This window comes from Enterobacter sp. AN-K1 (genome assembly GCF_020971765.1).
In the GTDB taxonomy this organism is placed as follows: domain Bacteria; phylum Pseudomonadota; class Gammaproteobacteria; order Enterobacterales; family Enterobacteriaceae; genus Enterobacter; species Enterobacter hormaechei_C.
Map to the genome: position 1 here is coordinate 68,133 of NZ_CP087390.1, position 21,913 is coordinate 90,045.

The following is a 21,913-nucleotide window of genomic DNA, read 5'->3' on the forward strand; positions in this document are numbered from 1 at the left end:
GCCGGGCGAGTTTGATCAGTCCAGCATCTTACGAATCACATAATGTAAAATGCCGTCGTTCTGATAATAGGTCAGCTCTGTTGCCGTATCAATACGACACCGGCAATCCAGCACTTCTGTCGTTCCATCTGCGCGCGTTAACTTCACCGGAACGGTTTTACCCGGTTGCAGATTTTGCAGACCGCTGATATCAATCTGCTCTTCCCCGGTCAAACCCAGCGTTTTACGCGTTACGCCCTGCGGGAACTCCAGCGGCAGGATCCCCATCCCGATCAGGTTTGAGCGGTGGATACGTTCAAAGGATTCGGCAATCACCACGCGAACCCCGAGCAGACGCGGACCTTTTGCCGCCCAGTCGCGACTGGAACCGGAGCCGTACTCTTTACCGGCAATAACGGCCAGCGGCGTACCCTGCTGCTGATACTTCATGGCTGCGTCATAAATTGAAATGACCTCTGTATCCGGCAGGTGGCGCGTCATACCCCCTTCCACGCCCGGGACCATTTCATTGCGAATGCGGATGTTGGCAAAGGTCCCGCGCATCATCACTTCGTGGTTACCGCGGCGCGAACCGTAGGAGTTGAAATCGCGACGTTCCACGCCACGACTTTGCAGATACCGACCTGCCGGACTGTCCGCCTTAATGCTCCCCGCCGGAGAGATATGGTCAGTGGTGACGGAATCGCCCAGCATCGCCAGAATGCGCGCGCCGTGAATATCTTTCAGCGGTGCAGGCTCCGCCAGCATTTCGTCGAAGAATGGCGACAGGCGAATATAGGTGGAATCATCCTGCCAGTCATAGGTATCGGAACCCACCACGTCGATCGCTTTCCACTCCGCTGTGCCTTCGAACACTTCCGCATACTCTTTGCGGAACATCTCGGTGGAAACTTTCTCTACCGCGCGCGCAATTTCGCGCGATGATGGCCAGATGTCTTTCAGATAGACCGGTTCATTTTTGCGATCGTGACCAATCGGATCGGTCGCCAGGTTAATGTTCATGTTTCCGGCCAGCGCATAGGCTACAACCAGCGGCGGCGAGGCCAGCCAGTTGGTTTTCACTAGCGGATGAATACGCCCTTCAAAGTTTCGGTTACCGGAAAGTACCGCGCCAACGGTCAAATCCCCCTGCTTGATCGCCATTTCAATAGGTTCAGGCAGTGGACCAGAGTTACCGATGCAGGTCGTACAGCCGTAGCCCACCAGGTTAAAGCCCAGCTCGTCGAGGTAAGGCGTGAGTCTGGCCTGTGCCAGGTAATCGGATACCACTTTCGAACCAGGCGCCAGGGAGGCTTTAACCCAAGGCTGTGGCTTGAGCCCCAGCTCTACCGCTTTTTTTGCCAGCAGCCCGGCAGCCATTAACACACTCGGGTTGGACGTGTTGGTACAGGAAGTGATAGCGGCGATCACCACGGCGCCGTCAGGGAGCTGATACTGATGCCCGTTCAGAACATAGTCCACCGGACGGTGATCTTTTTGTGCGGCGTTAACTTCCAGCTCATTGCTGGCGGCAAAGGCTTTCGGAACGTTGCTCAGGGCGACGCGGTCCTGCGGACGTTTTGGCCCTGCGAGGCTTGCCTCAACTGTGCCCATATCCAGCTCCAGCGTACTGGTAAATACCGGCTCGTCACCCGGGTTACGCCACATGCCCTGCGCTTTGGTGTAGGCCTCAACGAGAGCCACCTGCTCCTCGCTGCGACCACTGAGGCGCATATACTCCAGCGTAACGCTATCAATCGGGAAAAAGCCGCAAGTCGCGCCATATTCCGGCGCCATGTTGGCGATGGTGGCCCGGTCCGCCAGCGGCAGTGAATCCAGACCATCGCCATAAAATTCAACGAATTTGCCCACCACGCCATGCTTACGCAGCATCTGGGTGACCGTCAGAACCAGATCCGTGGCGGTAATGCCTTCGGACAATTTACCGGTCAGCTTAAAGCCCACCACATCGGGAATGAGCATTGATACCGGCTGGCCGAGCATGGCCGCTTCCGCTTCAATACCACCGACGCCCCAGCCCAGAACGCCAAGGCCGTTAATCATGGTGGTGTGTGAATCGGTGCCCACCAGCGTATCAGGGTAAGCCACCCACTCTTTATCCTGCAATTCACTCCAGACGGCTTTGCCAAGATATTCCAGGTTGACCTGGTGACAAATGCCAGTGCCCGGTGGAACAACGCTGAAGCGGCTGAACGCCTGCTGACCCCATTTCAGAAATACGTAGCGTTCATGGTTACGTTCCATCTCCAGACGGACGTTTTCGCCGAAAGCATCGTCGTCACCAAAGTGATCGACGGTGACGGAGTGGTCAATGACGAGGTCTACCGGGGACAAGGGGTTAACCTTAGCTGTATCGCCCCCGAGACGCTTAACGGCTTCACGCATAGCTGCCAAATCCACCACCGCTGGCACGCCGGTGAAATCCTGCATCAGCACTCTGGCCGGGCGATAGGCAATTTCTCTGTCTGCATGAGCATTTTTCAGCCACCCTGCCAGAGCCTGGATATCCTCCTCGGTAACCGAGTCGCCATCCTGCCAGCGCAAGAGGTTTTCCAGTAAGACTTTCAACGACTTGGGTAACCGCGAAATGTCCCCAAGCGTTCTGGCAGCCAGCGGTAAGCTGTAGTAGCGCCAGGTTTTATTTTCCGCCTGTAATGTGTCCTTACTGGCTTCGCGTAGGGTTAACGACATAAGCTCCTCCTTAAAAACAGGGATGTCCTGACAATCATCAGGGCTGTAATTAAAGATAACACAAAGATGTCGTAACGTTTTGATAACAACCCAAATTGATAAATTTAGGAATGGTCCAACGCGAGGGATAAAACAAAAAACCCCGCCGTGGCGAGGTTTTACGATTTAGTGCAGGGCCAGCCAGAGGAGCTGACACCAGAAGAGGATCGACGCTGAGAATACGCCGAGCCATGACCAGTATTTTACGGTTGTCATGTTATTCATCATAGGGACACCAGTCTTTAATTATTTAAGGTTGCGAGGTCTGCCCTCGTTCTATATTGCTGATGTGTATTTATTAAGGAGTACAAAAGTGCACAGTCTATATTCAGACTATTTGCATCATTACGCAAAAATCAAAATTATTGTTTTTTGGGTTCGTCTTCCGCGAACACATCAATAAAGGCCTGCTGCTGCGGCGTCAGTTTCCAGGAAGCTGGCACGCTGGTTGCTGGCGCCTTACGGGCTTTGTGAGCATTATCACGAAGCTGACACATCTCTTTTCTCGCTTCTGTACGCACCGTCATGACCATAATCAACCCCAGTAATTCCAGACAAGAAGAGCAACCACCACCCAGAACAGGGCAGAGCCAAGAAAGACCGCCAGCCAGGCTTTACGCTTAAGCGCGGGATCCCTTTGCGGTTCTTCACTTCCTGACGGCATTGCTAACCTCATACAATCGATATCGCTTATCATTTAGAGACCAAACAATTGGCACAAGTAATCATCTGATGAGATAAATCCTAAAGAAACTTTAGCCGAAAAGCCAGTGAATTTACGTATCCGAGCCCGGGAAAATTCAATCTTTTGACCAGAAATAAATAATTGAAAAGAATAATTTGCACAGCTGTAAATTAGTTTCTACTTTTGTCGCAAATTTGCGACAGTAAAACCATAGTCATCAAATGGGTTATGACGATATATGACAGTGGGCGTAGATGATGATAATTCTAATTCAGGTTTAAAGCGGAATGACGGTATCTTTCCGCAAGAGAAAGATACCGGGAGTGATTATTTGGCGGGAAGTTTAATGTCTTTAAACATCTCTTCGATGTCTTCATTGGAGCGTAACGCCACAGCTGTATCCACCACATCGCGCGTTAAATGTGGCGCAAAGCGTTGAATAAAATCATACATATAGCTGCGCAGGAACGTGCTGCGACGAAAACCTATCTTGGTGGTGCTGTGACTGAAAATATCATGCGCATCCAGACGCACCAGATCCGGGTCTGAGACAGGATCCACCGCCATGCTGGCAATAACCCCAACGCCCAGGCCCAGACGCACATACGTTTTTATGACGTCCGCATCCGTCGCCGTAAAGACAATCCGTGGCGTTAATCCGGCGCGGTTAAACGCGGTGTCCAGTTCAGACCGGCCCGTAAAGCCGAACGTATAGGTCACCAGCGGGTATTGCGCCAGTTCTTCGATTGTCACTTCGCCCTTCCCCGCCAGCGGGTGATCCGGGGTCACGACAATAGAGCGGTTCCAGTGGTAGCACGGGAGCATGACCAGATCATCGTACAGATGGAGCGCTTCCGTCGCGATAGCGAAGTCTGCATTGCCTTTAGACACGGCCTCTGCGATTTGCGTCGGTGAGCCCTGATGCATATGCAGGGAAACGCGGGGATAGCGTTCTATGAAGCCTTTGATCACCCCGGGAAGCGCATAACGCGCCTGTGTATGCGTGGTGGCAATATACAGAGAGCCTTTATCCGGCCAGGTATGTTCCCCGGCGACGGATTTAATGGCGTCGACTTTGGAGAGCACTTCCCGTGCGATGCGTATGATTTCCTGTCCTGCCGGGGTGACCTGAGTCAGGTGCTTACCGCTGCGGGCAAATATCTGAATACCTAACTCATCCTCCAGCATACGCACCTGCTTACTGATGCCGGGCTGAGAGGTATAAAGACCTTCTGCGGTGGAAGAGACATTGAGGTTATGATTGACGACCTCAACGATATAGCGAAGCTGCTGTAATTTCATGCCAGACCATCCGATTTAGCGCATGCGTCAATCGCTTAAGACGATTTGATAATAAGAAACGGGTTAACTATAACCACTATATCATTTATAGCCAGGCTGTATAGTACGGAACAAAAAATAATAACTACGTAATAAAAAAGGGCCGGAAGTCCGGCCCTTTTACAGGTAAGTTACGGTAAGGGAAGATTATTTCTTGCCTTCAACCCATTTCCCGTCGACAAAGAAGGCTGACCATCCGGTCGCTTTGCCCTCTTTCTCTGCCGCCACGTACTGCTGCTTCGTTTTACGGCTGAAGCGCACCACGGTTTTGTTGCCTTCCGGATCCTGCTGTGGCGCATCGGCCAGGTAACGCAGTTTCTCCGGCAGACGGTCGCGGAAGCGGTACAGCTCTTCTACCAGCGGCGCACGGGTTTCGCGCGATTTCGGGAAGGTGTTGGCCGCCAGGAATACCCCAGCAGCACCGTCACGCAGCACGAAATACGCGTCTGACTTCTCGCACGGCAGCTCAGGAAGCGGAACCGGATCTTCCTTCGGCGGCGCAACTTCACCGTTACGCAGGATCTTACGCGTGTTTTTACAGTCGTCGTTGGTGCATGCCATGTACTTACCGAAGCGTCCCATTTTCAGGTGCATTTCGGAACCACATTTCTCACACTCAACGATTGGACCGTCATAGCCCTTAATACGGAACTCACCTTCTTCGATCTCATAACCATCGCAGGTCGGGTTATTGCCACAAACGTGCAGTTTGCGTTTTGGATCGATCAGGTAGCTGTCCATCGCCGTGCCGCATTTCTTACAGCGGCGTTTGGCGCGCAGTGCGTTGGTCTCCGCATCGTCACCTTCCAGCACGTTGAGAACTTCGTTCTCCGGCACGAGGTTGATGGTGGTTTTGCAACGCTCTTTCGGCGACAGTGCATAGCCAGAGCAACCGAGGAACACGCCCGTGGTCGCGGTACGGATCCCCATTTTACGGCCGCAGGTTGGGCAGTCGATGCTAGTCAGCACCATCTGGTTAGGCAGCATGCCGCCCTCTTCAGGATCTTTCTCGGCTTTCTCAAGCTGATTGGTAAAATCGCTGAAGAAGCTGTCGAGAACTTTCTTCCACTCTGCCTTATGGCTGGCAACCTCATCGAGGCTGTCTTCCATCTGCGCGGTGAAGTCATAGTTCATCAACTCGCGGAAGTTCGCTTCCAGACGGTCGGTGACAATCTCACCCATTTTTTCAGCATAGAAACGACGGTTCTCGACGCGAACGTATCCACGATCCTGAATGGTCGAAATGATTGACGCATAGGTGGACGGGCGACCGATGCCGCGTTTTTCCAGCTCTTTCACCAGCGATGCTTCGCTGAAGCGCGCAGGTGGCTTGGTGAAGTGCTGAGCCGGGACCAGATCAACCAGCGACAGCTCGTCACCTTTGTTGACTGAAGGCAGCGTTCTGTCTTCATCGCCTTTACGCAGCGCAGGCATCACTTTTGTCCAGCCGTCGAAGCGCAGAATGCGGCCGCGCGCTTTCAGGCGGAAATCACCCGCGCCGACCGTCAGCGTGGTGGAGTCGTATTTCGCTGGCGTCATCTGGCAGGCTACGAACTGGCGCCAGATCAGCTGATACAGCTTCTGGGCGTCCGCTTCCATATCTTTCAGCGATTCAGCCAGAACGGAAACGTCAGAAGGACGAATCGCTTCGTGCGCTTCCTGAGAATTCTCTTTGCTGGCGTACTGATTAGGCCCGTCCGGCAGGTATTTCTTACCGAAGTTGTCCTCGATATAGCCACGCACCATGTTGACAGCGTCCTGGCTCAGGTTGGTGGAGTCAGTACGCATGTAGGTGATGTAACCCGCTTCATACAAGCGCTGGGCCATCATCATGGTTTTCTTCACGCCGTAACCCAGACGGGTACTTGCCGCCTGCTGGAGAGTTGACGTGATAAACGGTGCGCCAGGCTTGCTGCTGGTTGGTTTATCTTCACGATCCAGAACCTGATAACGCGCTTTTTCCAGCAGCGCCACGGCGGCCATGGTCTGATCGCGATTTTCAGGACGGAACGGTTTGTCGTTGTGATGGCTCACCTGCAACGGCAGCGCATCGCCGCCCGGCGTGGTGACATTCGCATCCACTTCCCAGAACTCTTCCGGGACGAACGCTTTGATCTCGCGTTCACGCTCAACAACAAGACGAACAGCCACAGACTGCACACGCCCCGCAGACAGGCCGCGAGCGACCTTTTTCCACAGCAACGGCGAGACCATGTAGCCTACAACGCGGTCCATAAAGCGACGCGCCTGCTGAGCGTTAACACGGTCGATATTCAGTTCACCCGGCTTTTCAAACGCCTGGCGAATCGCATTCTTTGTAATTTCGTTGAACACTACACGGCTGTAGCGTTTGTCATCACCCCCGATCACTTCCCGCAGGTGCCATGCGATGGCCTCCCCTTCGCGGTCAAGGTCGGTTGCGAGATAAATGTGGTCTGCTTTTTCAGCAAGCTGTTTCAGCTCGTTAACGACTTTTTCTTTGCCTGGCAGCACTTCGTAATGTGCATCCCAGTTGTGCCATGGGTTAACACCCATGCGGTTGACAAGCGCGCTACGTTCATCCTTTTTAGGCTTTTTAGCCCCTTTGGTGGAGGTAGAGTCTGCGCTCTTTTTGCTGGCTGAGCCACTGGTCGGCAAGTCGCGAATGTGACCAACGCTGGACTTAACCACGTAGTCATTGCCCAGATATTTATTGATCGTTTTGGCTTTTGCCGGGGACTCAACGATGACGAGAGCTTTACCCATATTCACCTTTACCTAATTTAATTCTTCCAGGAATACGCCGCACGTTGATTTCCCTTCCGCTGACGACGAGCCATTGATATTGCGACATCGTCAGGGGATATCAACCCCTATGTGTTACCGAACGTCAGAATGGCGACATCCAGGTCATTGAGTTTTCGGGTATTTTTCTCACATCAAAGTTCATTCGTGACGAATTCCCGGTCGAATGTCAAGCAATTCTGTTGCCAGAATGACGAAAGCGCACACTGTACCTGATAAAATTCGTTACGCAACTTTATTAGCATGCAAAAGCAAATCCCGCCAGCCAGCCCCTGTTTCTTATCCCCTCGGATAACAGGGAAAATTTGCCCCCGAAGCGACCCAGGCGTAGACTATTGTCACTGTTTAAGGAGTGGAATATGCAGAATACGACCCAACCCATTGACCGAGCTTCATTGCTTATCGAAGCAAACAAACTCATTCGCGACCATGAAGACACCCTGGCGGGAATTGAAGCGACTGGCGTGGAACAACGTAATGGCGTGCTGGTGTTCAGCGGTGAATACTTCCTTGATGAACAAGGGCTACCCACCCCGAAAAGCACCGCCGTGTTTAACATGTTTAAATACCTGGCGCATACCCTCTCAGAGAAGTACCACCTGGTCGATTAAAACGAAAACGCGAGGCATCTGCCTCGCGTTTTTCTTTACAGCAGCGGCTTTTGTCCGCGCTGCAACCAGCGTAGCAGCAGGCGATCCGCGCTTTCTGCCGCGCTATTGGTAAAACGGTCGAGCAGGCGCTTACGTCGGGTGAAGCGCACCCCCACCAGCTCACGGCCTTCCATCAGGTTGAGCAGGAGGTCGTCGCTGGTACCCACCTCATCCACCAGCCCTTTCTCCTGCGCCTGCGTGCCGTACCAGTGCTCGCCCGTAGCCACCTGCTCAATGTCCAGCGTTGGGCGCATGCGGTGCACGAAATCTTTGAACAGATGGTGGGTTTCGTTCAGATCTTCCCGGAATTTCTGCCGTCCCTCTTCGGTATTTTCGCCGAGCAGCGTCAGCGTACGTTTGTACTGACCCGCCGTATGCAGTTCGATGTCGATCTCTTTATTTTTCAGGAAACGATTGAAGTTAGGGATCTGCGCGACCACCCCAATCGAGCCGATAATGGAGAACGGTGCCGCGACGATTTTATCCGCCACGCACGCCATCATATAGCCGCCACTCGCCGCGACCTTATCTACCGCAACAGTGAGCGGGATCTGTTTATCCCGCAGACGTTGTAACTGCGAAGCCGCCAGTCCATACCCATGCACTACGCCGCCCGGGCTTTCAAGGCGTACCACCACCTGATCCTGGGCTGTCGCCACGGCCAGCACCGCCGTCACTTCTTCACGCAGAGAGGAGACTTCATGCGCATCCATGCTACCTTTAAAATCGAGCACATAGACGCGCGGTTTTGCGTCAGCCTGTGGCGTGGCGAGCTTAGCTTTCGCCTTCGCGGCTTTGGCGTCCTGCTTATGTTTTTTCTTCTGGGCTTTTAGCCACAGCTTCTGTTGATGGTCGTCAAGCAGCGCCAGAGACATCTCCTCCTGCATCTCTTTATACTGCTCGCTCAGGCGGGTAATGCGTAACTCACCACGCTGACGCTTACGCTGCGTCAGGTTGACAATCAGGACGGCAATCACCGCGACAGCAATAACCACCGTCGCGATTTTGGCCAAAAACAACCCATACTGAGAAAGTAATTCCACGCGTTCCACCTTGATTTAACCACGAATCTTTCACGCCAGTGTACAACAGCCCTGCGCAGGCGTCTCGCTCTGGACATTACCTCTGCGAGGCGGCTTCAGGAATCCCCCGCTTCTGGTTTAAATCTTTGCAAATTGTTAATTTCCCAGCGTTCTGTCCTGTAGACTGATTGAATTCTGACGCTGTTTCGGGCATAAAGCCGAAAAGTCATAAATAAAGGTGCAAGTCACGCCCAATGCGCCTGAGGAGCCACCGTGCATTATCAGCCACAAAAAAACCTTCTACAGAACCGCATCATTCTGGTTACCGGTGCCAGCGACGGGATTGGTCGCGAAGCGGCGCTGACCTATTCTGAATACGGTGCGAGCCTTATTCTGCTGGGACGTAATGAAGAAAAGCTCAAGGCCGTCGCCCGTGAAATCGAAAACGCCGGCGGTACCCCCACGCCCTGGTATACGCTCGATCTGCTGACCTGCACGCCAGCGTCATGTCAGGCCCTTGCCCAGCGGATCAGCACACATTATCCGCGTCTGGACGGCGTACTGCACAACGCGGGGTTACTGGGCGAAGTGCGCCCGATGGATGAACAGGATCCGGAAATTTGGCAGCAGGTGATGCAGGTTAACGTCAACGGGACGTTTTTCCTGACCCAGGCCTTGCTTCCTTTATTACTCAACTCCGATTCCGGCTCGCTGGTATTTACCTCCTCCAGCGTGGGGCGTCAGGGGCGTGCGAACTGGGGGGCTTACGCCGTCTCAAAATTTGCCACCGAAGGAATGATGCAGGTGCTGGCCGAAGAGTACCAAAGCCGCCACCTGCGGGTTAACTGTATTAATCCAGGCGGTACGCGCACCAAAATGCGCGCCAGCGCCTTCCCGACAGAAGATCCGCAGAAGCTTAAAACCCCGGCCGATATCATGCCCCTTTACCTGTGGCTGATGGGTGACGACAGCCGTCGCAAAACCGGAATGACCTTCGATGCCCAGCCTGGCCGCAAACCGGGGATATCGCAATGAGTGATGATCGTCATCAGCAGCGCCAGCAGCGTCTGAAAGAACAGGTTGATGCACGCGTGGCGGCCGCTCAGGACGAGCGCGGTATCCTAATCGTGTTCACCGGCAACGGCAAAGGCAAAACCACCGCCGCATTTGGGACCGCCACCCGCGCAGTCGGGCATGGGCAGAAAGTGGGCGTGATCCAGTTTATCAAGGGTGAATGGCCCAACGGCGAGCGTAATCTGCTCGAGCCGCATGGCGTCGAGTTTCAGGTTATGGCGACCGGTTTTACCTGGGATACCCAGAACCGGGAAACCGATACCGCAGCCTGCCTCGCCGTCTGGGAGCATGCCAAAAGAATGCTTTCAGACCCGTCGCTGAACATGGTGTTGCTGGATGAGATCACCTATATGGTCGCCTACGACTACCTGCCGCTGGAAGCCGTGCTGGAGGCCCTCAGGAACCGCCCTGCACACCAGACGGCGATCGTCACGGGGCGCGGGTGTCATCGGGACATTCTGGAGCTGGCCGATACCGTCAGCGAGCTGCGTCCGGTTAAGCATGCGTTCGATGCGGGTATCAAAGCGCAAATTGGGATTGATTACTGAAAAAAAAGCCCGGTATATTCACCGGGCTTTTCAATTAACCGTTGTTATTACGGCTGCCAGAGCGGCGATTGCTGCTGACCTGGCTATGACGTTTCACCGCACGGCGGATTTGATTCGCCTTCATGCGACGACGATCTTTCTCTACCGCCACTTTCGACGTGGTTTCTGGCGTCAGGCCAACCAGATCGCGCAGGTAGTTGGTTTGCGTCAGATCCAGTTCGGTATAGCCGCCACGTGGCAGGCCTTTCGGCAGCAGAATGTCGCCATAGCGGACGCGAATCAAGCGACTCACCTGGACACCGACCGCTTCCCACAGTCGACGCACCTCGCGGTTACGTCCCTCTGTCAGGGTAACGTTGTACCACTGGTTAGTGCCTTCACCACCGGTAAACTTGATGGTTTTGAACGCCGCAGGGCCGTCCTCCAGCTGAACACCACGCGACAGGTCGCGCAGTTTGTTCTCATCAACCTGGCCGAAAACACGAACGGCGTATTCACGTTCCACTTCACGACTCGGGTGCATCAGACGGTTTGCCAGTTCACCATCGGTGGTGAACAGCAGCAGGCCGCAGGTGTTCACGTCCAGACGCCCTACGGCAATCCAGCGGGCGCCACGCAATTTTGGCAGACGGTCAAACACCGTCGGGCGACCTTCCGGGTCGTTGCGGGTACACAGTTCGCCTTCCGGCTTGTAGTAAGCCAGTACGCGGCAGATCTGTTCAGCAGACTCTTTCACGGAGATAAGATGGCCGTCAATGCGGATCTTCAGCCCCGGTACGATTTCAACGCGGTCACCGAGCGTGGCGATTTTACCGTCCACACTCACGCGGCCTGCTTCAATAATGGCTTCGATTTCACGGCGCGAACCGTGGCCGGCGCGCGCCAGCACTTTCTGTAACTTCTCGCTCATTGAGCTTCCTCAGGTGTCGCCTTCACAGGCGTCGAATCAGGTCAAAAACAGGGCGGCGCCCTGCTTTGATGGCCGCGTAGTATATCTGCTTACACCCTTACAAGAAAGGCTTAACATCGCCCACGCCTTCACGAATCACTTCTGGCGCGTCTTCGGTGAGATCCACCACGGTGGTCGGCTGCTGACCAAGATAGCCGCCATGAATAATCAGCTCCACCACCTTCTCCAGACGATCTTTGATCTCTTCCGGGTCGGACTCGGTAAACTCACTGCCCGGCAGCATCAGCGATGTGGAGAGCATCGGCTCGCCGAGGGTTTCCAGCAGCGCCTGGGCAATCGGGTTCGACGGTACGCGCATGCCGATGGTTTTACGTTTTTCCTGCAGCAGACGACGCGGTACCTCTTTTGTCCCTTTCAGAATGAAGGTGTAGTTACCGGGCGTGTTGTTCTTAATCAGGCGAAACGCCACGTTATCAACATAAGCATAGGTCGACAGCTCAGAGAGATCGCGACACATCAGGGTGAAGTTGTGGCCGTCCGGCAGCTGGCGGATGCGACAGATGCGCTCCATCGCCCCTTTGTCCTCGATTTTACAGCCCAGCGCATAGCCAGAATCGGTTGGGTAGACAATAACGCCGCCTTTGCGGACGATCTCCACGGCCTGATTAATCAGTCGTGGCTGGGGGTTATCCGGATGGATATAGAAAAACTGACTCATACTTCCCTCTCTTCAATTTGCTGTGGCTGTTCCCAGAGCTGCCAGACAGGCTCAACGCCCGCGGGTAACCAGAGCTTGCGCCCCAGTTCAATCCACGCGCAGGGCTGATGGAAATCTGAACCCTGTGACCCAAGCAGACCAAACTGACGGGCGTAGGTCGCAAGCTGCGAACGCTCATTGGGTGCCTGCTGACACTGGGCAACTTCCATCGCCTCACCGCCGCATTCGGCAAAGTGTGCCAGCAGTCTTTTCAGCCATTTAGCAGAAAGATTATACCGCCCCGGATGGGCCAGCACGGCCTTACCGCCAGAATGATGAATCACATCAATAGCTTGTTTTATTGTACACCACTGTGGGGGAACGTATCCGGTTTTCCCGCGCGCCAGATACTTTTTAAAGACATTCGCCATGGTCGTCGCCTTACCGGCGTCCACCAGAAAACGGGCGAAATGGCCGCGCGTCACCGCCCCACCGTTCGCCAGCTTTCGCGCGCCTTCCAGCGCACCGGGAATATGCGCTTTTTCCAGACGTTCGCCAATCATCTCCGCGCGTTGATTGCGGCGTGTTTTTTGTTCTTGCAAAAAAGCACGCATGGCCGGATGTTCTGTATCGATATTCAGGCCAACGATATGAATTTCGTGGTTTTCCCAGACCGTCGAGATCTCAACCCCGGCCACCAGATCCAGCGCCAGTCCGCTGCGGGCAATCTCGGCGCGCGCGGCGGGAATGCCGTCAGTGGTATCGTGATCGGTTATTGCCAGCGTGCCGACACGCATTTCAACGGCGCGATGGACCAGAGCTTCGGGTGTCAGCAGGCCATCTGAAGCCTGCGTATGGCTATGTAAATCATAAATTACGGCGTAGGTGGTATCGCTCAAAGCACTTCCCATAACAGGTTGGAGACATCCGAAGCCCCTATGATACCGACTAACCGTGAAATACTGAAATCAGGGGTTGACAACACGCCATCGAACTAGTTAACTAGTACGCAAGTTCACACGAGAAAGGTATCTGAAAATGACAGCACATTTCGCTCTGCACGGTTGGTGGCGTACTTCCTGATCTTCGGGCAGTGTCACGCGTCTGCGATAAGCAAACAGATACCCGGCCCGCTACCCAGCGGGCTTTTTTTTGAACAGAATATGAGAACAACAACATGCAAACAGCCAAACCTCATCTCGAACTGCTGACCTGCGAGGCGGCCTATCGCCATAACCCTACCGCGCTGTTTCATCAGGTGTGCGGCGCACGTCCCGCGACGCTGCTGCTGGAGTCAGCTGATATCGACAGTAAGGACGACCTCAAAAGCCTGCTGCTGGTTGACAGCGCGCTGCGCATTACCGCGTTAGGTGACACCGTCACTATCAGGGCGTTGTCTGACAATGGCGCGTCGCTCCTGCCGCTGCTGGATGCGGCGCTGCCTTCAGGCATTGAAAATGAACGCCACCCGGACCTGCGTATTCTGCATTTCCCGCCGGTGAGCCAGCTGCTGGATGAGGATGCCCGCCTCTGCTCGCTCTCCGTTTTTGACGCCTTTCGCCTGCTGCAAAATCTGGTGGCCGTGCCGGAAGTTGAGCGCGAAGCAATGTTTTTTGGCGGGCTGTTTGCTTACGACCTGGTTGCTGGCTTTGAAGATTTACCGGAAACCGAGCAGGGAAACCGCTGCCCGGACTACTGTTTCTACCTGGCCGAAACCCTGCTGGTGATCGACCATCAGAAAAAATATACCCGCATCCAGGCCAGCCTTTTCACGCCGTCTGAGTCTGAGAAAAATCGCCTCGCGCAGCGCATCGCCCAACTGCAACAGCAGATGTCAGAAGCACCGCCCGCGCTCCCGGTGCAGCGTGTTGAAAAGATGACCTGCGAGGTGAGTCAGACCGACGATCAGTACGGCGCGGTGGTACGTCAGATGCAAAAAGCGATTCGTGCCGGGGAGATTTTCCAGGTAGTGCCGTCCCGTCGCTTCTTACTGCCCTGCCCGTCGCCGCTGGCGGCTTACGATGTGCTGAAAAAGAGCAACCCAAGCCCGTACATGTTCTTTATGCAGGACAATGATTTCACCCTGTTTGGCGCGTCGCCGGAAAGCTCCCTCAAGTACGACGCCACCAGCCGCCAGATTGAGATCTACCCGATAGCGGGAACCCGTCCACGCGGCCGTCGTGCCGATGGCTCCCTGGACCGCGATCTCGACAGCCGCATCGAACTTGAAATGCGTACCGACCATAAAGAGCTCTCCGAACACCTGATGCTGGTTGACCTGGCGCGTAACGATCTGGCACGTATTTGCACCCCAGGCAGCCGCTACGTGGCGGACCTGACCAAAGTCGACCGCTACTCCTTCGTCATGCACCTGGTATCCCGCGTGGTGGGTGAACTGCGCCACGACCTCGACGTTCTGCATGCCTACCGCGCCTGCATGAACATGGGCACCCTGAGCGGCGCGCCGAAAGTCCGCGCTATGCAGCTGATCGCCGAAGCGGAAGGACGCCGTCGCGGCAGCTACGGTGGTGCCGTGGGCTATTTCACCGCTCACGGTGACCTTGATACCTGCATCGTGATCCGCTCCGCCTACGTTGAGGACGGCATTGCCACCGTCCAGGCCGGGGCCGGGATTGTGCTGGATTCTGTTCCGCAGTCGGAAGCCGACGAAACCCGCAGTAAAGCGCGCGCGGTACTGCGCGCCATTGCTACCGCACATCATGCACAGGAGATTTTCTGATGGCTGACATTCTGCTGCTCGATAATATCGACTCCTTTACCTACAACCTGGCAGATCAGCTGCGTGCGAATGGTCACAATGTCGTTATCTATCGCAACCACGTTCCGGCCCAGACGCTAATTGACCGTCTGGCGACCATGCAAAACCCGGTGCTGATGCTCTCCCCGGGCCCAGGCGCACCGAGCGAAGCAGGCTGTATGCCTGAGCTGTTGACCCGTATGCGCGGCAAGCTGCCGATTATCGGCATCTGCCTCGGCCACCAGGCGATTGTCGAAGCCTACGGCGGTTACGTGGGTCAGGCGGGGGAGATCCTCCATGGTAAAGCGTCAAGTATTGAACATGACGGTCAGGCGATGTTTGCCGGTCTGCCGAACCCGCTTCCGGTAGCGCGTTACCACTCGCTGGTCGGCAGCAACATTCCGGCCGGGCTGACCATTAACGCCTCGTTTGAAGGGATGGTGATGGCGGTGCGTCACGATGCGGATCGCGTCTGCGGGATGCAGTTCCACCCGGAATCTATCCTGACGTCCAACGGCGCGCGTCTGCTGGAGCAAACGCTCGACTGGGCGCTACAAAAGCTGGAGCAGACCAACACCCTGCAACCGATTCTGGAAAAACTGTATCAGGCTCAGACCCTGAGCCAGCAGGAGAGCCATCAGCTGTTCTCCGCCGTCGTGCGCGGCGAGCTGAAGCCTGAGCAGCTGGCCGCTGCGCTGGTGAGCATGAAGGTACGTGGCGAAAGCCCGCAGGAGATCGCCGGCGCGGCAACCGCGCTGCTGGAAAATGCCGCCCCGTTCCCGCGCCCGGACTATCCGTTTGCCGATATTGTCGGGACCGGTGGCGACGGCAGTAACAGTATCAATATTTCCACCGCCAGCGCCTTTGTGGCCGCGGCATGCGGTCTGAAGGTGGCGAAACACGGCAACCGCAGCGTGTCCAGCCGTTCAGGATCGTCCGACCTGCTGGCGGCTTTCGGTATCAACCTGGACATGAACGCCGAGCGTTCCCGTGAAGCGCTGGATGACCTGGGCGTCTGTTTCCTGTTTGCGCCGAAGTATCACACCGGTTTCCGCCACGCGATGCCGGTTCGCCAGCAGCTCAAAACCCGTACGCTGTTTAACGTGCTCGGTCCACTCATTAACCCGGCGCACCCGCCGCTGGCGCTGATTGGCGTTTACAGCCCGGAACTGGTCCTGCCGATTGCGGAGACGCTGCGCGTCCTCGGTTACCAACGCGCCGCCGTGGTACACAGCGGCGGGATGGATGAAGTTTCCCTGCATGCGCCCACGCTGGTGGCGGAACTGAATAACGGCGAAGTGCTGAACTATCAGCTTGAGGCCGCTGACTTCGGGTTGACCCCGTACCATCAGGACGCCTTGGCGGGCGGCACGCCGGAAGAAAACCGTGACATTCTCACGCGCTTATTACAAGGTAAAGGTGAGGCCGCCCATGAGGCCGCCGTGGCGGCCAACGTAGCCATGCTGATGCGTTTACATGGCGAGGAAGATCTGAAAGCCAACGCCCAAAAAGTTCTGGACGTACTGCGCTCCGGTGCAGCTTACGATCGCGTTACCGCACTTGCGGCAAGAGGGTAAATAATGCAGACCGTTTTAGCGAAAATCGTCGCCGATAAGGCCATCTGGGTGGAAGCCCGTAAGCAACAGCAGCCGCTCGCCAGTTTTCAGAATGACGTCGTTCCGAGCAGCCGTCGTTTTTATGATGCGCTCCAGGGCGCGCGTACCGCGTTTATTCTGGAGTGTAAAAAAGCGTCTCCGTCCAAAGGCGTGATCCGCGACGATTTCGACCCGGCGCGTATTGCCGGTATCTACAAGCATCATGCGTCTGCCATTTCTGTGCTGACGGATGAGAAATATTTCCAGGGCAGCTTCGATTTTCTGCCCGTAGTCAGCGGCATCGCGCCGCAGCCGATACTGTGCAAAGACTTTATTATCGACCCGTATCAGATCTGGCTGGCGCGCTTTTACCAGGCAGATGCCTGCCTGCTGATGCTCTCCGTGCTGGATGACGAGCAGTATCGCCAGCTCTCCGCCGTCGCGCACAGCCTGAATATGGGCGTGCTGACCGAAGTGAGCAACGAAGAGGAGCTGGAGCGCGCCATCGCGCTGGAAGCCAAAGTGGTCGGCATTAACAACCGCGACCTGCGCGACCTGTCGATTGACCTCAACCGTACGCGCCAGCTTGCGCCGCGTCTGGGCGCGGGCGTCACGGTGATCAGCGAATCCGGGATTAACAGCTACGCTCAGGTGCGCGAACTCAGCCACTTTGCCAACGGTTTCCTGATAGGTTCCGCAATGATGGAACACGAAGACCTTAACGCGGCCGTGCGCCGCGTGCTGTTGGGTGAGAACAAAGTCTGCGGCCTGACCCGTGAACAGGATGCGCAGGCCGCATATGAAGCGGGCGCAATCTATGGTGGTCTGATCTTTGTCGAGTCCTCTCCTCGCGCAGTAAATGAAGAACAGGCGCGCAAGGTGATGGCAGCTGCGCCACTGAGCTACGTGGGCGTGTTCCGCAATGCGGATATTAACGACGTTGCGGCAAAAGCGGACGCGTTATCCCTGAGCGCGGTCCAGCTGCACGGCGATGAAGATCAGGCGTACATCGATGCTCTGCGACATGTTCTGGCGCCTCAGGTTCATATCTGGAAAGCGCAAAGCGTTGGCGCCACCCTGCCCGCGCGTAACCTGAAGCATGTTGATAAATACGTGCTCGACAACGGCCAGGGCGGCACGGGGCAGCGTTTTGACTGGTCACTGCTGCGTGGCGAAGTGCTGGACAATGTCCTGCTGGCGGGGGGATTAAGCCCCGATAACTGTGTGGAAGCGGCCAAAACCGGCTGCGCAGGCCTCGATTTCAATTCAGGCGTAGAGTCCCAACCGGGCATTAAAGACGCCAGCAAGCTGGCATCGGTATTTAAAACTCTGCGTGCATATTAAGGAAGAGAAGATGACGACATTACTTAACCCGTATTTTGGTGAGTTCGGTGGGATGTATGTCCCACAAATCCTGATGCCCGCGCTGCGCCAGCTGGAAGAAGCGTTCGTGAGCGCACAGAAAGATCCGGCGTTTCAGGCGGAGTTTACCGACCTGCTGAAAAACTACGCCGGTCGTCCGACGGCGCTGACAAAGTGCCGCAACCTGACCGAAGGCACTAAAACTACGCTGTATCTTAAGCGTGAAGATCTGCTGCACGGTGGCGCGCATAAAACTAACCAGGTGCTTGGCCAGGCGCTGCTCGCGAAGCGGATGGGTAAAACCGAAATCATCGCCGAAACCGGCGCGGGACAGCACGGTGTGGCCTCAGCGCTCGCCAGCGCCCTGCTCGGTCTGAAATGCCGCATTTACATGGGGGCGAAGGACGTTGAGCGCCAGTCGCCAAACGTGTTCCGTATGCGTCTTATGGGGGCGGAAGTGATCCCGGTGCACAGCGGTTCTGCCACGCTGAAAGATGCCTGTAATGAAGCGCTTCGCGACTGGTCTGGCAGCTACGAAACCGCCCACTACATGCTCGGTACCGCCGCGGGCCCGCACCCGTTCCCGACCATCGTGCGTGAATTCCAGCGCATGATCGGCGAAGAGACTAAAGCGCAGATCCTCGAAAAAGAGGGTCGCCTGCCGGATGCGGTGATCGCCTGCGTTGGCGGCGGATCTAACGCCATCGGCATGTTTGCCGATTTTATCGACGAAACCAGCGTTGGGCTGATTGGCGTTGAGCCTGCCGGCCACGGTATTGAAACGGGCGAGCATGGTGCGCCGCTGAAGCATGGCCGCGTGGGGATCTACTTCGGCATGAAGGCCCCGATGATGCAGACCGATGAAGGGCAGATTGAAGAGTCTTACTCAATCTCTGCCGGGCTGGATTTCCCGTCCGTAGGGCCGCAGCACGCGTTCCTCAACAGCACCGGCCGCGCGGATTATGTCTCCATCACCGATGACGAAGCGCTGGAGGCCTTCAAAACGCTGTGCCGCAATGAAGGGATCATCCCGGCGCTGGAGTCTTCCCACGCGCTGGCGCACGCGCTGAAAATGATGAAGGAAAACCCGGAAAAAGAGCAGCTGCTGGTGGTAAACCTTTCCGGTCGCGGTGACAAAGATATCTTCACCGTTCACGATATTCTGAAAGCACGAGGGGAAATCTGATGGAACGCTACGACAACGCATTTGCACAACTGAAAGCTCGCCAGGAAGGCGCCTTCGTTCCCTTCGTGACGCTGGGCGACCCCGGCCCGGAGCAGTCGCTGAAGATTATCGACACCCTGATTGATGCCGGTGCCGACGCGCTGGAGCTCGGTATTCCGTTCTCCGATCCGCTGGCGGATGGCCCGACCATTCAGAACGCAACGCTACGCGCGTTTGCCGCGGGCGTGACGCCGAGCCAGTGCTTTGAAATGCTGGCGGCGATCCGTCAGAAGCACCCGACCATTCCGATCGGCCTGCTGATGTACGCCAACCTGGTGTTCAGCCGCGGTATTGATGCGTTTTACGCAGAGTGCGCCCGCGTGGGCGTTGACTCCGTGCTGGTGGCTGACGTGCCCGTTGAAGAGTCTGCGCCATTCCGTCAGGCGGCAATGCGCCACAACGTCGCGCCGATTTTCATCTGTCCACCGAATGCCGATGACGATCTGTTGCGCCAGATTGCCTCTTACGGACGAGGTTACACCTACCTGCTCTCCCGTGCGGGCGTCACCGGTGCGGAAAACAAAGCCGCGCTGCCGCTGCATCATCTGGTGGAGAAGCTGGCAGAATACCATGCTGCACCGCCACTTCAGGGCTTTGGCATTTCCTCACCGGATCAGGTTACTGCGGCGATTGACGCGAAAGCCGCCGGAGCCATTTCCGGTTCGGCTATCGTGAAAATTATCGAGAAGAACGTGGATAAGCCAGAGCAGATGCTGGCTGAGTTACACGCATTCGTCACATCCATGAAAGCGGCCACGCGCAAGGCGTAACCGTTAACACCGTCTGGCCCCGGCGTCAGGCGGTTTTCCCTTCTCTCTTCCTGAAAGAAGCAGGTCAAAATTGATCCTGTCGATATTTTCGGTGTGAATGACTTTCCAAACTTTCGCGTAAGCGTATGATCTGGGCTCTTTTTAGCGTTACCCTTCTGAGTTCAGAGGTTATTCATGTCATGGCATTCCTTCAAACAGACTTACCTGGTTAAGTTCTGGTCACCTGTTCCGGCCGTTATCGCGGCAGGCATTCTCTCTACTTATTATTTCGGTATTACCGGCACCTTCTGGGCTGTTACGGGCGAGTTTACCCGCTGGGGTGGGCAGCTATTACAGCTGGCAGGCGTCCATGCCGAAGAGTGGGGCTACTTCAAACTGATCCATCTTGAGGGCACACCGCTGACCCGCATCGACGGGATGATGATCATTGGCATGTTCGGCGGCTGTTTTGCGGCCGCGCTGTGGGCCAACAACGTTAAGTTGCGCATGCCGAAAAGCCGCATCCGCATTATGCAGGCCGTGGTCGGCGGCATCATTGCCGGGTTTGGCGCCCGCCTGGCGATGGGCTGTAACCTTGCCGCGTTCTTTACCGGTATTCCGCAGTTCTCGCTGCATGCCTGGTTCTTTGCCGTCGCCACCGCCATCGGCTCCTACTTCGGTGCTAAATTCACCCTGCTGCCACTGTTCCGCATTCCGGTGAAAATGACGAAAGTTAGCGCTGCCTCTCCGTTAACGCAAAAACCCGATCAGGCGCGTCGTCGCTTCCGCCTCGGTATGCTGGTCTTTTTTGCCATGGTTGCCTGGGCGATTTGCACGGCGATGAATCAGCCAAAACTTGGCCTGGCCATGCTGTTCGGCGTCGGTTTTGGTCTACTGATTGAACGCGCGCAGATCTGCTTTACCTCCGCGTTTCGCGATATGTGGATCACCGGACGCACCATGATGGCGAAGGCGATCATTGCCGGTATGGCCGTGAGCGCGATCGGCATCTTCAGCTACGTTCAGCTCGGCGTGGAACCGAAAATCATGTGGGCGGGCCCAAATGCCGTCATTGGCGGGCTGCTGTTTGGTTTTGGCATCGTGCTGGCGGGCGGGTGTGAAACCGGCTGGATGTATCGCGCTGTGGAAGGCCAGGTGCATTACTGGTGGGTGGGTCTGGGTAACGTGATTGGCTCTACCATTCTGGCCTACTACTGGGATGACGTCTCTCCGGTACTGGCAACAAACTGGGACAAGGTCAACCTGCTGAAAACCTTTGGTCCACTCGGAGGACTCCTGGTGACCTACGCCCTGCTGCTTATCGCCTTCTTACTGGTTGTTGCACAAGAGAAGCGCTTCTTCCGACGCGCCACCGCCAAAACTAAAACTCAGGAGAATGCCGCATGAAAGAGATCGTGCCTGACTATCGTCTCGATATGGTGGGTGAACCTTGCCCTTACCCGGCCGTCGCCACGCTTGAAGCGCTACCGCAGCTAAAGAAAGGTGAAATTCTGGAAGTGGTGAGCGATTGCCCCCAGTCGATCAATAACATTCCGTTGGATGCCAAAAATCACGGCTATACCGTGCTGGATATCCAGCAGGACGGACCAACCATTCGTTATTTAATTCAGAAGTGACTTCACGATCTAAAAAGGCCTCTCAGAGGCCTTTTCTAGTTTACTGGCTTTGGCCACCGTCGTCGTCTGAGCTTCGGCAGGCATGAATGAATGGTGAGACGTGTTCCGCAAACGGAACAGATAGCACCGTGAGGTAGGCTATGTGC

At 55.8% G+C, this 21,913-nt stretch carries 21 protein-coding genes and 1 other annotated feature; of the genes, 11 read left to right on the forward strand and 10 right to left on the reverse strand.

What is annotated here, in order from left to right; genetic code table 11:
* Positions 1 to 15 precede the first annotated feature (15 nt).
* The 6 genes from acnA to topA form a co-directional block, all read right to left on the reverse strand.
* Positions 16 to 2,691, reverse strand: coding sequence for an aconitate hydratase AcnA (gene acnA, locus LOC22_RS00345; protein WP_017693321.1), 2,676 nt, complete (start codon positions 2,689 to 2,691; stop codon positions 16 to 18).
* A gap of 165 nt (positions 2,692 to 2,856) precedes the next feature.
* Positions 2,857 to 2,955, reverse strand: coding sequence for a small membrane protein YmiC (gene ymiC / locus LOC22_RS00350; protein WP_032103392.1), 99 nt, complete (start codon positions 2,953 to 2,955; stop codon positions 2,857 to 2,859).
* A 137-nt stretch (positions 2,956 to 3,092) separates the two neighbouring features.
* On the reverse strand, positions 3,093 to 3,257 hold the full coding sequence (locus LOC22_RS00355; RefSeq protein ID WP_162183706.1) for a hypothetical protein: 165 nt from the start codon (positions 3,255 to 3,257) through the stop codon (positions 3,093 to 3,095).
* An 8-nt stretch (positions 3,258 to 3,265) separates the two neighbouring features.
* Entirely contained in the window at positions 3,266 to 3,406 is a 141-nt protein-coding gene (locus tag LOC22_RS00360; RefSeq protein WP_213083754.1) for a YmiA family putative membrane protein, read from the reverse strand.
* 336 nt (positions 3,407 to 3,742) lie between these two features.
* Positions 3,743 to 4,717 (reverse strand): HTH-type transcriptional regulator CysB, encoded by a 975-nt coding sequence (cysB, locus tag LOC22_RS00365; protein WP_006810844.1) that lies wholly within the window; start codon positions 4,715 to 4,717, stop codon positions 3,743 to 3,745.
* Between the two features lie 186 nt (positions 4,718 to 4,903).
* Positions 4,904 to 7,501 (reverse strand): type I DNA topoisomerase, encoded by a 2,598-nt coding sequence (topA, locus tag LOC22_RS00370; protein WP_017384217.1) that lies wholly within the window; start codon positions 7,499 to 7,501, stop codon positions 4,904 to 4,906.
* A 398-nt stretch (positions 7,502 to 7,899) separates the two neighbouring features.
* Between topA and LOC22_RS00375 the strand changes: the two genes are divergently transcribed.
* Positions 7,900 to 8,151 carry a YciN family protein gene (locus tag LOC22_RS00375; protein WP_003856804.1) on the forward strand — a complete coding sequence of 84 codons (252 nt, stop codon included), beginning with the start codon at positions 7,900 to 7,902 and terminating at the stop codon, positions 8,149 to 8,151.
* 35 nt (positions 8,152 to 8,186) lie between these two features.
* On the opposite strand, the gene sohB is transcribed toward LOC22_RS00375, so the two are convergent.
* Positions 8,187 to 9,233, reverse strand: coding sequence for a protease SohB (gene sohB, locus LOC22_RS00380; RefSeq protein ID WP_023296716.1), 1,047 nt, complete (start codon positions 9,231 to 9,233; stop codon positions 8,187 to 8,189).
* A gap of 252 nt (positions 9,234 to 9,485) precedes the next feature.
* Between sohB and LOC22_RS00385 the strand changes: the two genes are divergently transcribed.
* Positions 9,486 to 10,247, forward strand: a complete 762-nt coding sequence (locus LOC22_RS00385) for a YciK family oxidoreductase (RefSeq protein ID WP_017384219.1) — start codon at positions 9,486 to 9,488, stop codon at positions 10,245 to 10,247.
* Positions 10,244 to 10,834 carry a cob(I)yrinic acid a,c-diamide adenosyltransferase gene (gene cobO / locus LOC22_RS00390; RefSeq protein WP_015570385.1) on the forward strand — a complete coding sequence of 197 codons (591 nt, stop codon included), beginning with the start codon at positions 10,244 to 10,246 and terminating at the stop codon, positions 10,832 to 10,834. Before LOC22_RS00385 ends, cobO begins: the two co-directional genes overlap by 4 nt.
* Before the next feature lie 34 nt (positions 10,835 to 10,868).
* On the opposite strand, the gene rluB is transcribed toward cobO, so the two are convergent.
* From rluB to rnm, 3 genes are all read right to left on the reverse strand, one after another.
* Positions 10,869 to 11,744, reverse strand: coding sequence for a 23S rRNA pseudouridine(2605) synthase RluB (rluB, locus tag LOC22_RS00395; RefSeq protein ID WP_230239248.1), 876 nt, complete (start codon positions 11,742 to 11,744; stop codon positions 10,869 to 10,871).
* Positions 11,745 to 11,841: 97 nt separating this feature from the next.
* Entirely contained in the window at positions 11,842 to 12,462 is a 621-nt protein-coding gene (locus LOC22_RS00400) for an L-threonylcarbamoyladenylate synthase (protein WP_003856793.1), read from the reverse strand.
* Positions 12,459 to 13,352, reverse strand: coding sequence for an RNase RNM (gene rnm / locus LOC22_RS00405; RefSeq protein ID WP_026080677.1), 894 nt, complete (start codon positions 13,350 to 13,352; stop codon positions 12,459 to 12,461). The genes LOC22_RS00400 and rnm overlap by 4 nt, the downstream gene beginning before the upstream one ends.
* 127 nt (positions 13,353 to 13,479) lie before the next feature.
* Between rnm and trpL the strand changes: the two genes are divergently transcribed.
* The 8 genes from trpL (at position 13,480) to yedF (ending at position 21,767) form a co-directional block, all read left to right on the forward strand.
* The gene (gene trpL, locus LOC22_RS00410; protein WP_071524153.1) at positions 13,480 to 13,524 is read left to right on the forward strand and encodes a trp operon leader peptide; all 45 of its coding nucleotides are present in this window, start codon (positions 13,480 to 13,482) and stop codon (positions 13,522 to 13,524) included.
* Positions 13,501 to 13,595: a sequence feature (Trp leader region), on the forward strand. Its footprint overlaps the gene before it by 24 nt.
* 23 nt (positions 13,596 to 13,618) lie before the next feature.
* Positions 13,619 to 15,181, forward strand: a complete 1,563-nt coding sequence (locus LOC22_RS00415; protein ID WP_230239249.1) for an anthranilate synthase component 1 — start codon at positions 13,619 to 13,621, stop codon at positions 15,179 to 15,181.
* On the forward strand, positions 15,181 to 16,776 hold the full coding sequence (trpD, locus tag LOC22_RS00420) for a bifunctional anthranilate synthase glutamate amidotransferase component TrpG/anthranilate phosphoribosyltransferase TrpD (protein ID WP_017384223.1): 1,596 nt from the start codon (positions 15,181 to 15,183) through the stop codon (positions 16,774 to 16,776). Before LOC22_RS00415 ends, trpD begins: the two co-directional genes overlap by 1 nt.
* A 3-nt stretch (positions 16,777 to 16,779) precedes the next feature.
* Positions 16,780 to 18,138, forward strand: a complete 1,359-nt coding sequence (gene trpCF, locus LOC22_RS00425; RefSeq protein WP_230239250.1) for a bifunctional indole-3-glycerol-phosphate synthase TrpC/phosphoribosylanthranilate isomerase TrpF — start codon at positions 16,780 to 16,782, stop codon at positions 18,136 to 18,138.
* Positions 18,139 to 18,148: 10 nt separating this feature from the next.
* Complete coding sequence (gene trpB, locus LOC22_RS00430; RefSeq protein ID WP_003856780.1) at positions 18,149 to 19,342, forward strand: tryptophan synthase subunit beta; 1,194 nt, start codon at positions 18,149 to 18,151, stop codon at positions 19,340 to 19,342.
* Complete coding sequence (gene trpA / locus LOC22_RS00435; RefSeq protein WP_015570379.1) at positions 19,342 to 20,151, forward strand: tryptophan synthase subunit alpha; 810 nt, start codon at positions 19,342 to 19,344, stop codon at positions 20,149 to 20,151. The genes trpB and trpA overlap by 1 nt, the downstream gene beginning before the upstream one ends.
* A 174-nt stretch (positions 20,152 to 20,325) precedes the next feature.
* Positions 20,326 to 21,537 (forward strand): selenium metabolism membrane protein YedE/FdhT, encoded by a 1,212-nt coding sequence (gene yedE, locus LOC22_RS00440; RefSeq protein ID WP_047717426.1) that lies wholly within the window; start codon positions 20,326 to 20,328, stop codon positions 21,535 to 21,537.
* Complete coding sequence (yedF, locus tag LOC22_RS00445) at positions 21,534 to 21,767, forward strand: sulfurtransferase-like selenium metabolism protein YedF (RefSeq protein WP_003856774.1); 234 nt, start codon at positions 21,534 to 21,536, stop codon at positions 21,765 to 21,767. The genes yedE and yedF overlap by 4 nt, the downstream gene beginning before the upstream one ends.
* Positions 21,768 to 21,913: the final 146 nt, after the last annotated feature.

Excerpts from the sequence above, each read along its gene's own strand:
- acnA (WP_017693321.1), bottom strand. The coding sequence starts at position 2,691 with ATGTCGTTAACCCTACGCGAAGCCAGTAAGGACACATTACAGGCGGAA.
- ymiC (WP_032103392.1), bottom strand. The coding sequence starts at position 2,955 with ATGAATAACATGACAACCGTAAAATACTGGTCATGGCTCGGCGTATTC.
- LOC22_RS00355 (WP_162183706.1), bottom strand. The coding sequence starts at position 3,257 with ATGACGGTGCGTACAGAAGCGAGAAAAGAGATGTGTCAGCTTCGTGAT.
- LOC22_RS00360 (WP_213083754.1), bottom strand. The coding sequence starts at position 3,406 with ATGAGGTTAGCAATGCCGTCAGGAAGTGAAGAACCGCAAAGGGATCCC.
- cysB (WP_006810844.1), bottom strand. The coding sequence starts at position 4,717 with ATGAAATTACAGCAGCTTCGCTATATCGTTGAGGTCGTCAATCATAAC.
- topA (WP_017384217.1), bottom strand. The coding sequence starts at position 7,501 with ATGGGTAAAGCTCTCGTCATCGTTGAGTCCCCGGCAAAAGCCAAAACG.
- LOC22_RS00375 (WP_003856804.1), top strand. The coding sequence starts at position 7,900 with ATGCAGAATACGACCCAACCCATTGACCGAGCTTCATTGCTTATCGAA.
- cobO (WP_015570385.1), top strand. The coding sequence starts at position 10,244 with ATGAGTGATGATCGTCATCAGCAGCGCCAGCAGCGTCTGAAAGAACAG.
- rluB (WP_230239248.1), bottom strand. The coding sequence starts at position 11,744 with ATGAGCGAGAAGTTACAGAAAGTGCTGGCGCGCGCCGGCCACGGTTCG.
- LOC22_RS00400 (WP_003856793.1), bottom strand. The coding sequence starts at position 12,462 with ATGAGTCAGTTTTTCTATATCCATCCGGATAACCCCCAGCCACGACTG.
- rnm (WP_026080677.1), bottom strand. The coding sequence starts at position 13,352 with ATGGGAAGTGCTTTGAGCGATACCACCTACGCCGTAATTTATGATTTA.
- LOC22_RS00415 (WP_230239249.1), top strand. The coding sequence starts at position 13,619 with ATGCAAACAGCCAAACCTCATCTCGAACTGCTGACCTGCGAGGCGGCC.
- trpD (WP_017384223.1), top strand. The coding sequence starts at position 15,181 with ATGGCTGACATTCTGCTGCTCGATAATATCGACTCCTTTACCTACAAC.
- trpCF (WP_230239250.1), top strand. The coding sequence starts at position 16,780 with ATGCAGACCGTTTTAGCGAAAATCGTCGCCGATAAGGCCATCTGGGTG.
- trpB (WP_003856780.1), top strand. The coding sequence starts at position 18,149 with ATGACGACATTACTTAACCCGTATTTTGGTGAGTTCGGTGGGATGTAT.
- trpA (WP_015570379.1), top strand. The coding sequence starts at position 19,342 with ATGGAACGCTACGACAACGCATTTGCACAACTGAAAGCTCGCCAGGAA.
- yedE (WP_047717426.1), top strand. The coding sequence starts at position 20,326 with ATGTCATGGCATTCCTTCAAACAGACTTACCTGGTTAAGTTCTGGTCA.
- yedF (WP_003856774.1), top strand. The coding sequence starts at position 21,534 with ATGAAAGAGATCGTGCCTGACTATCGTCTCGATATGGTGGGTGAACCT.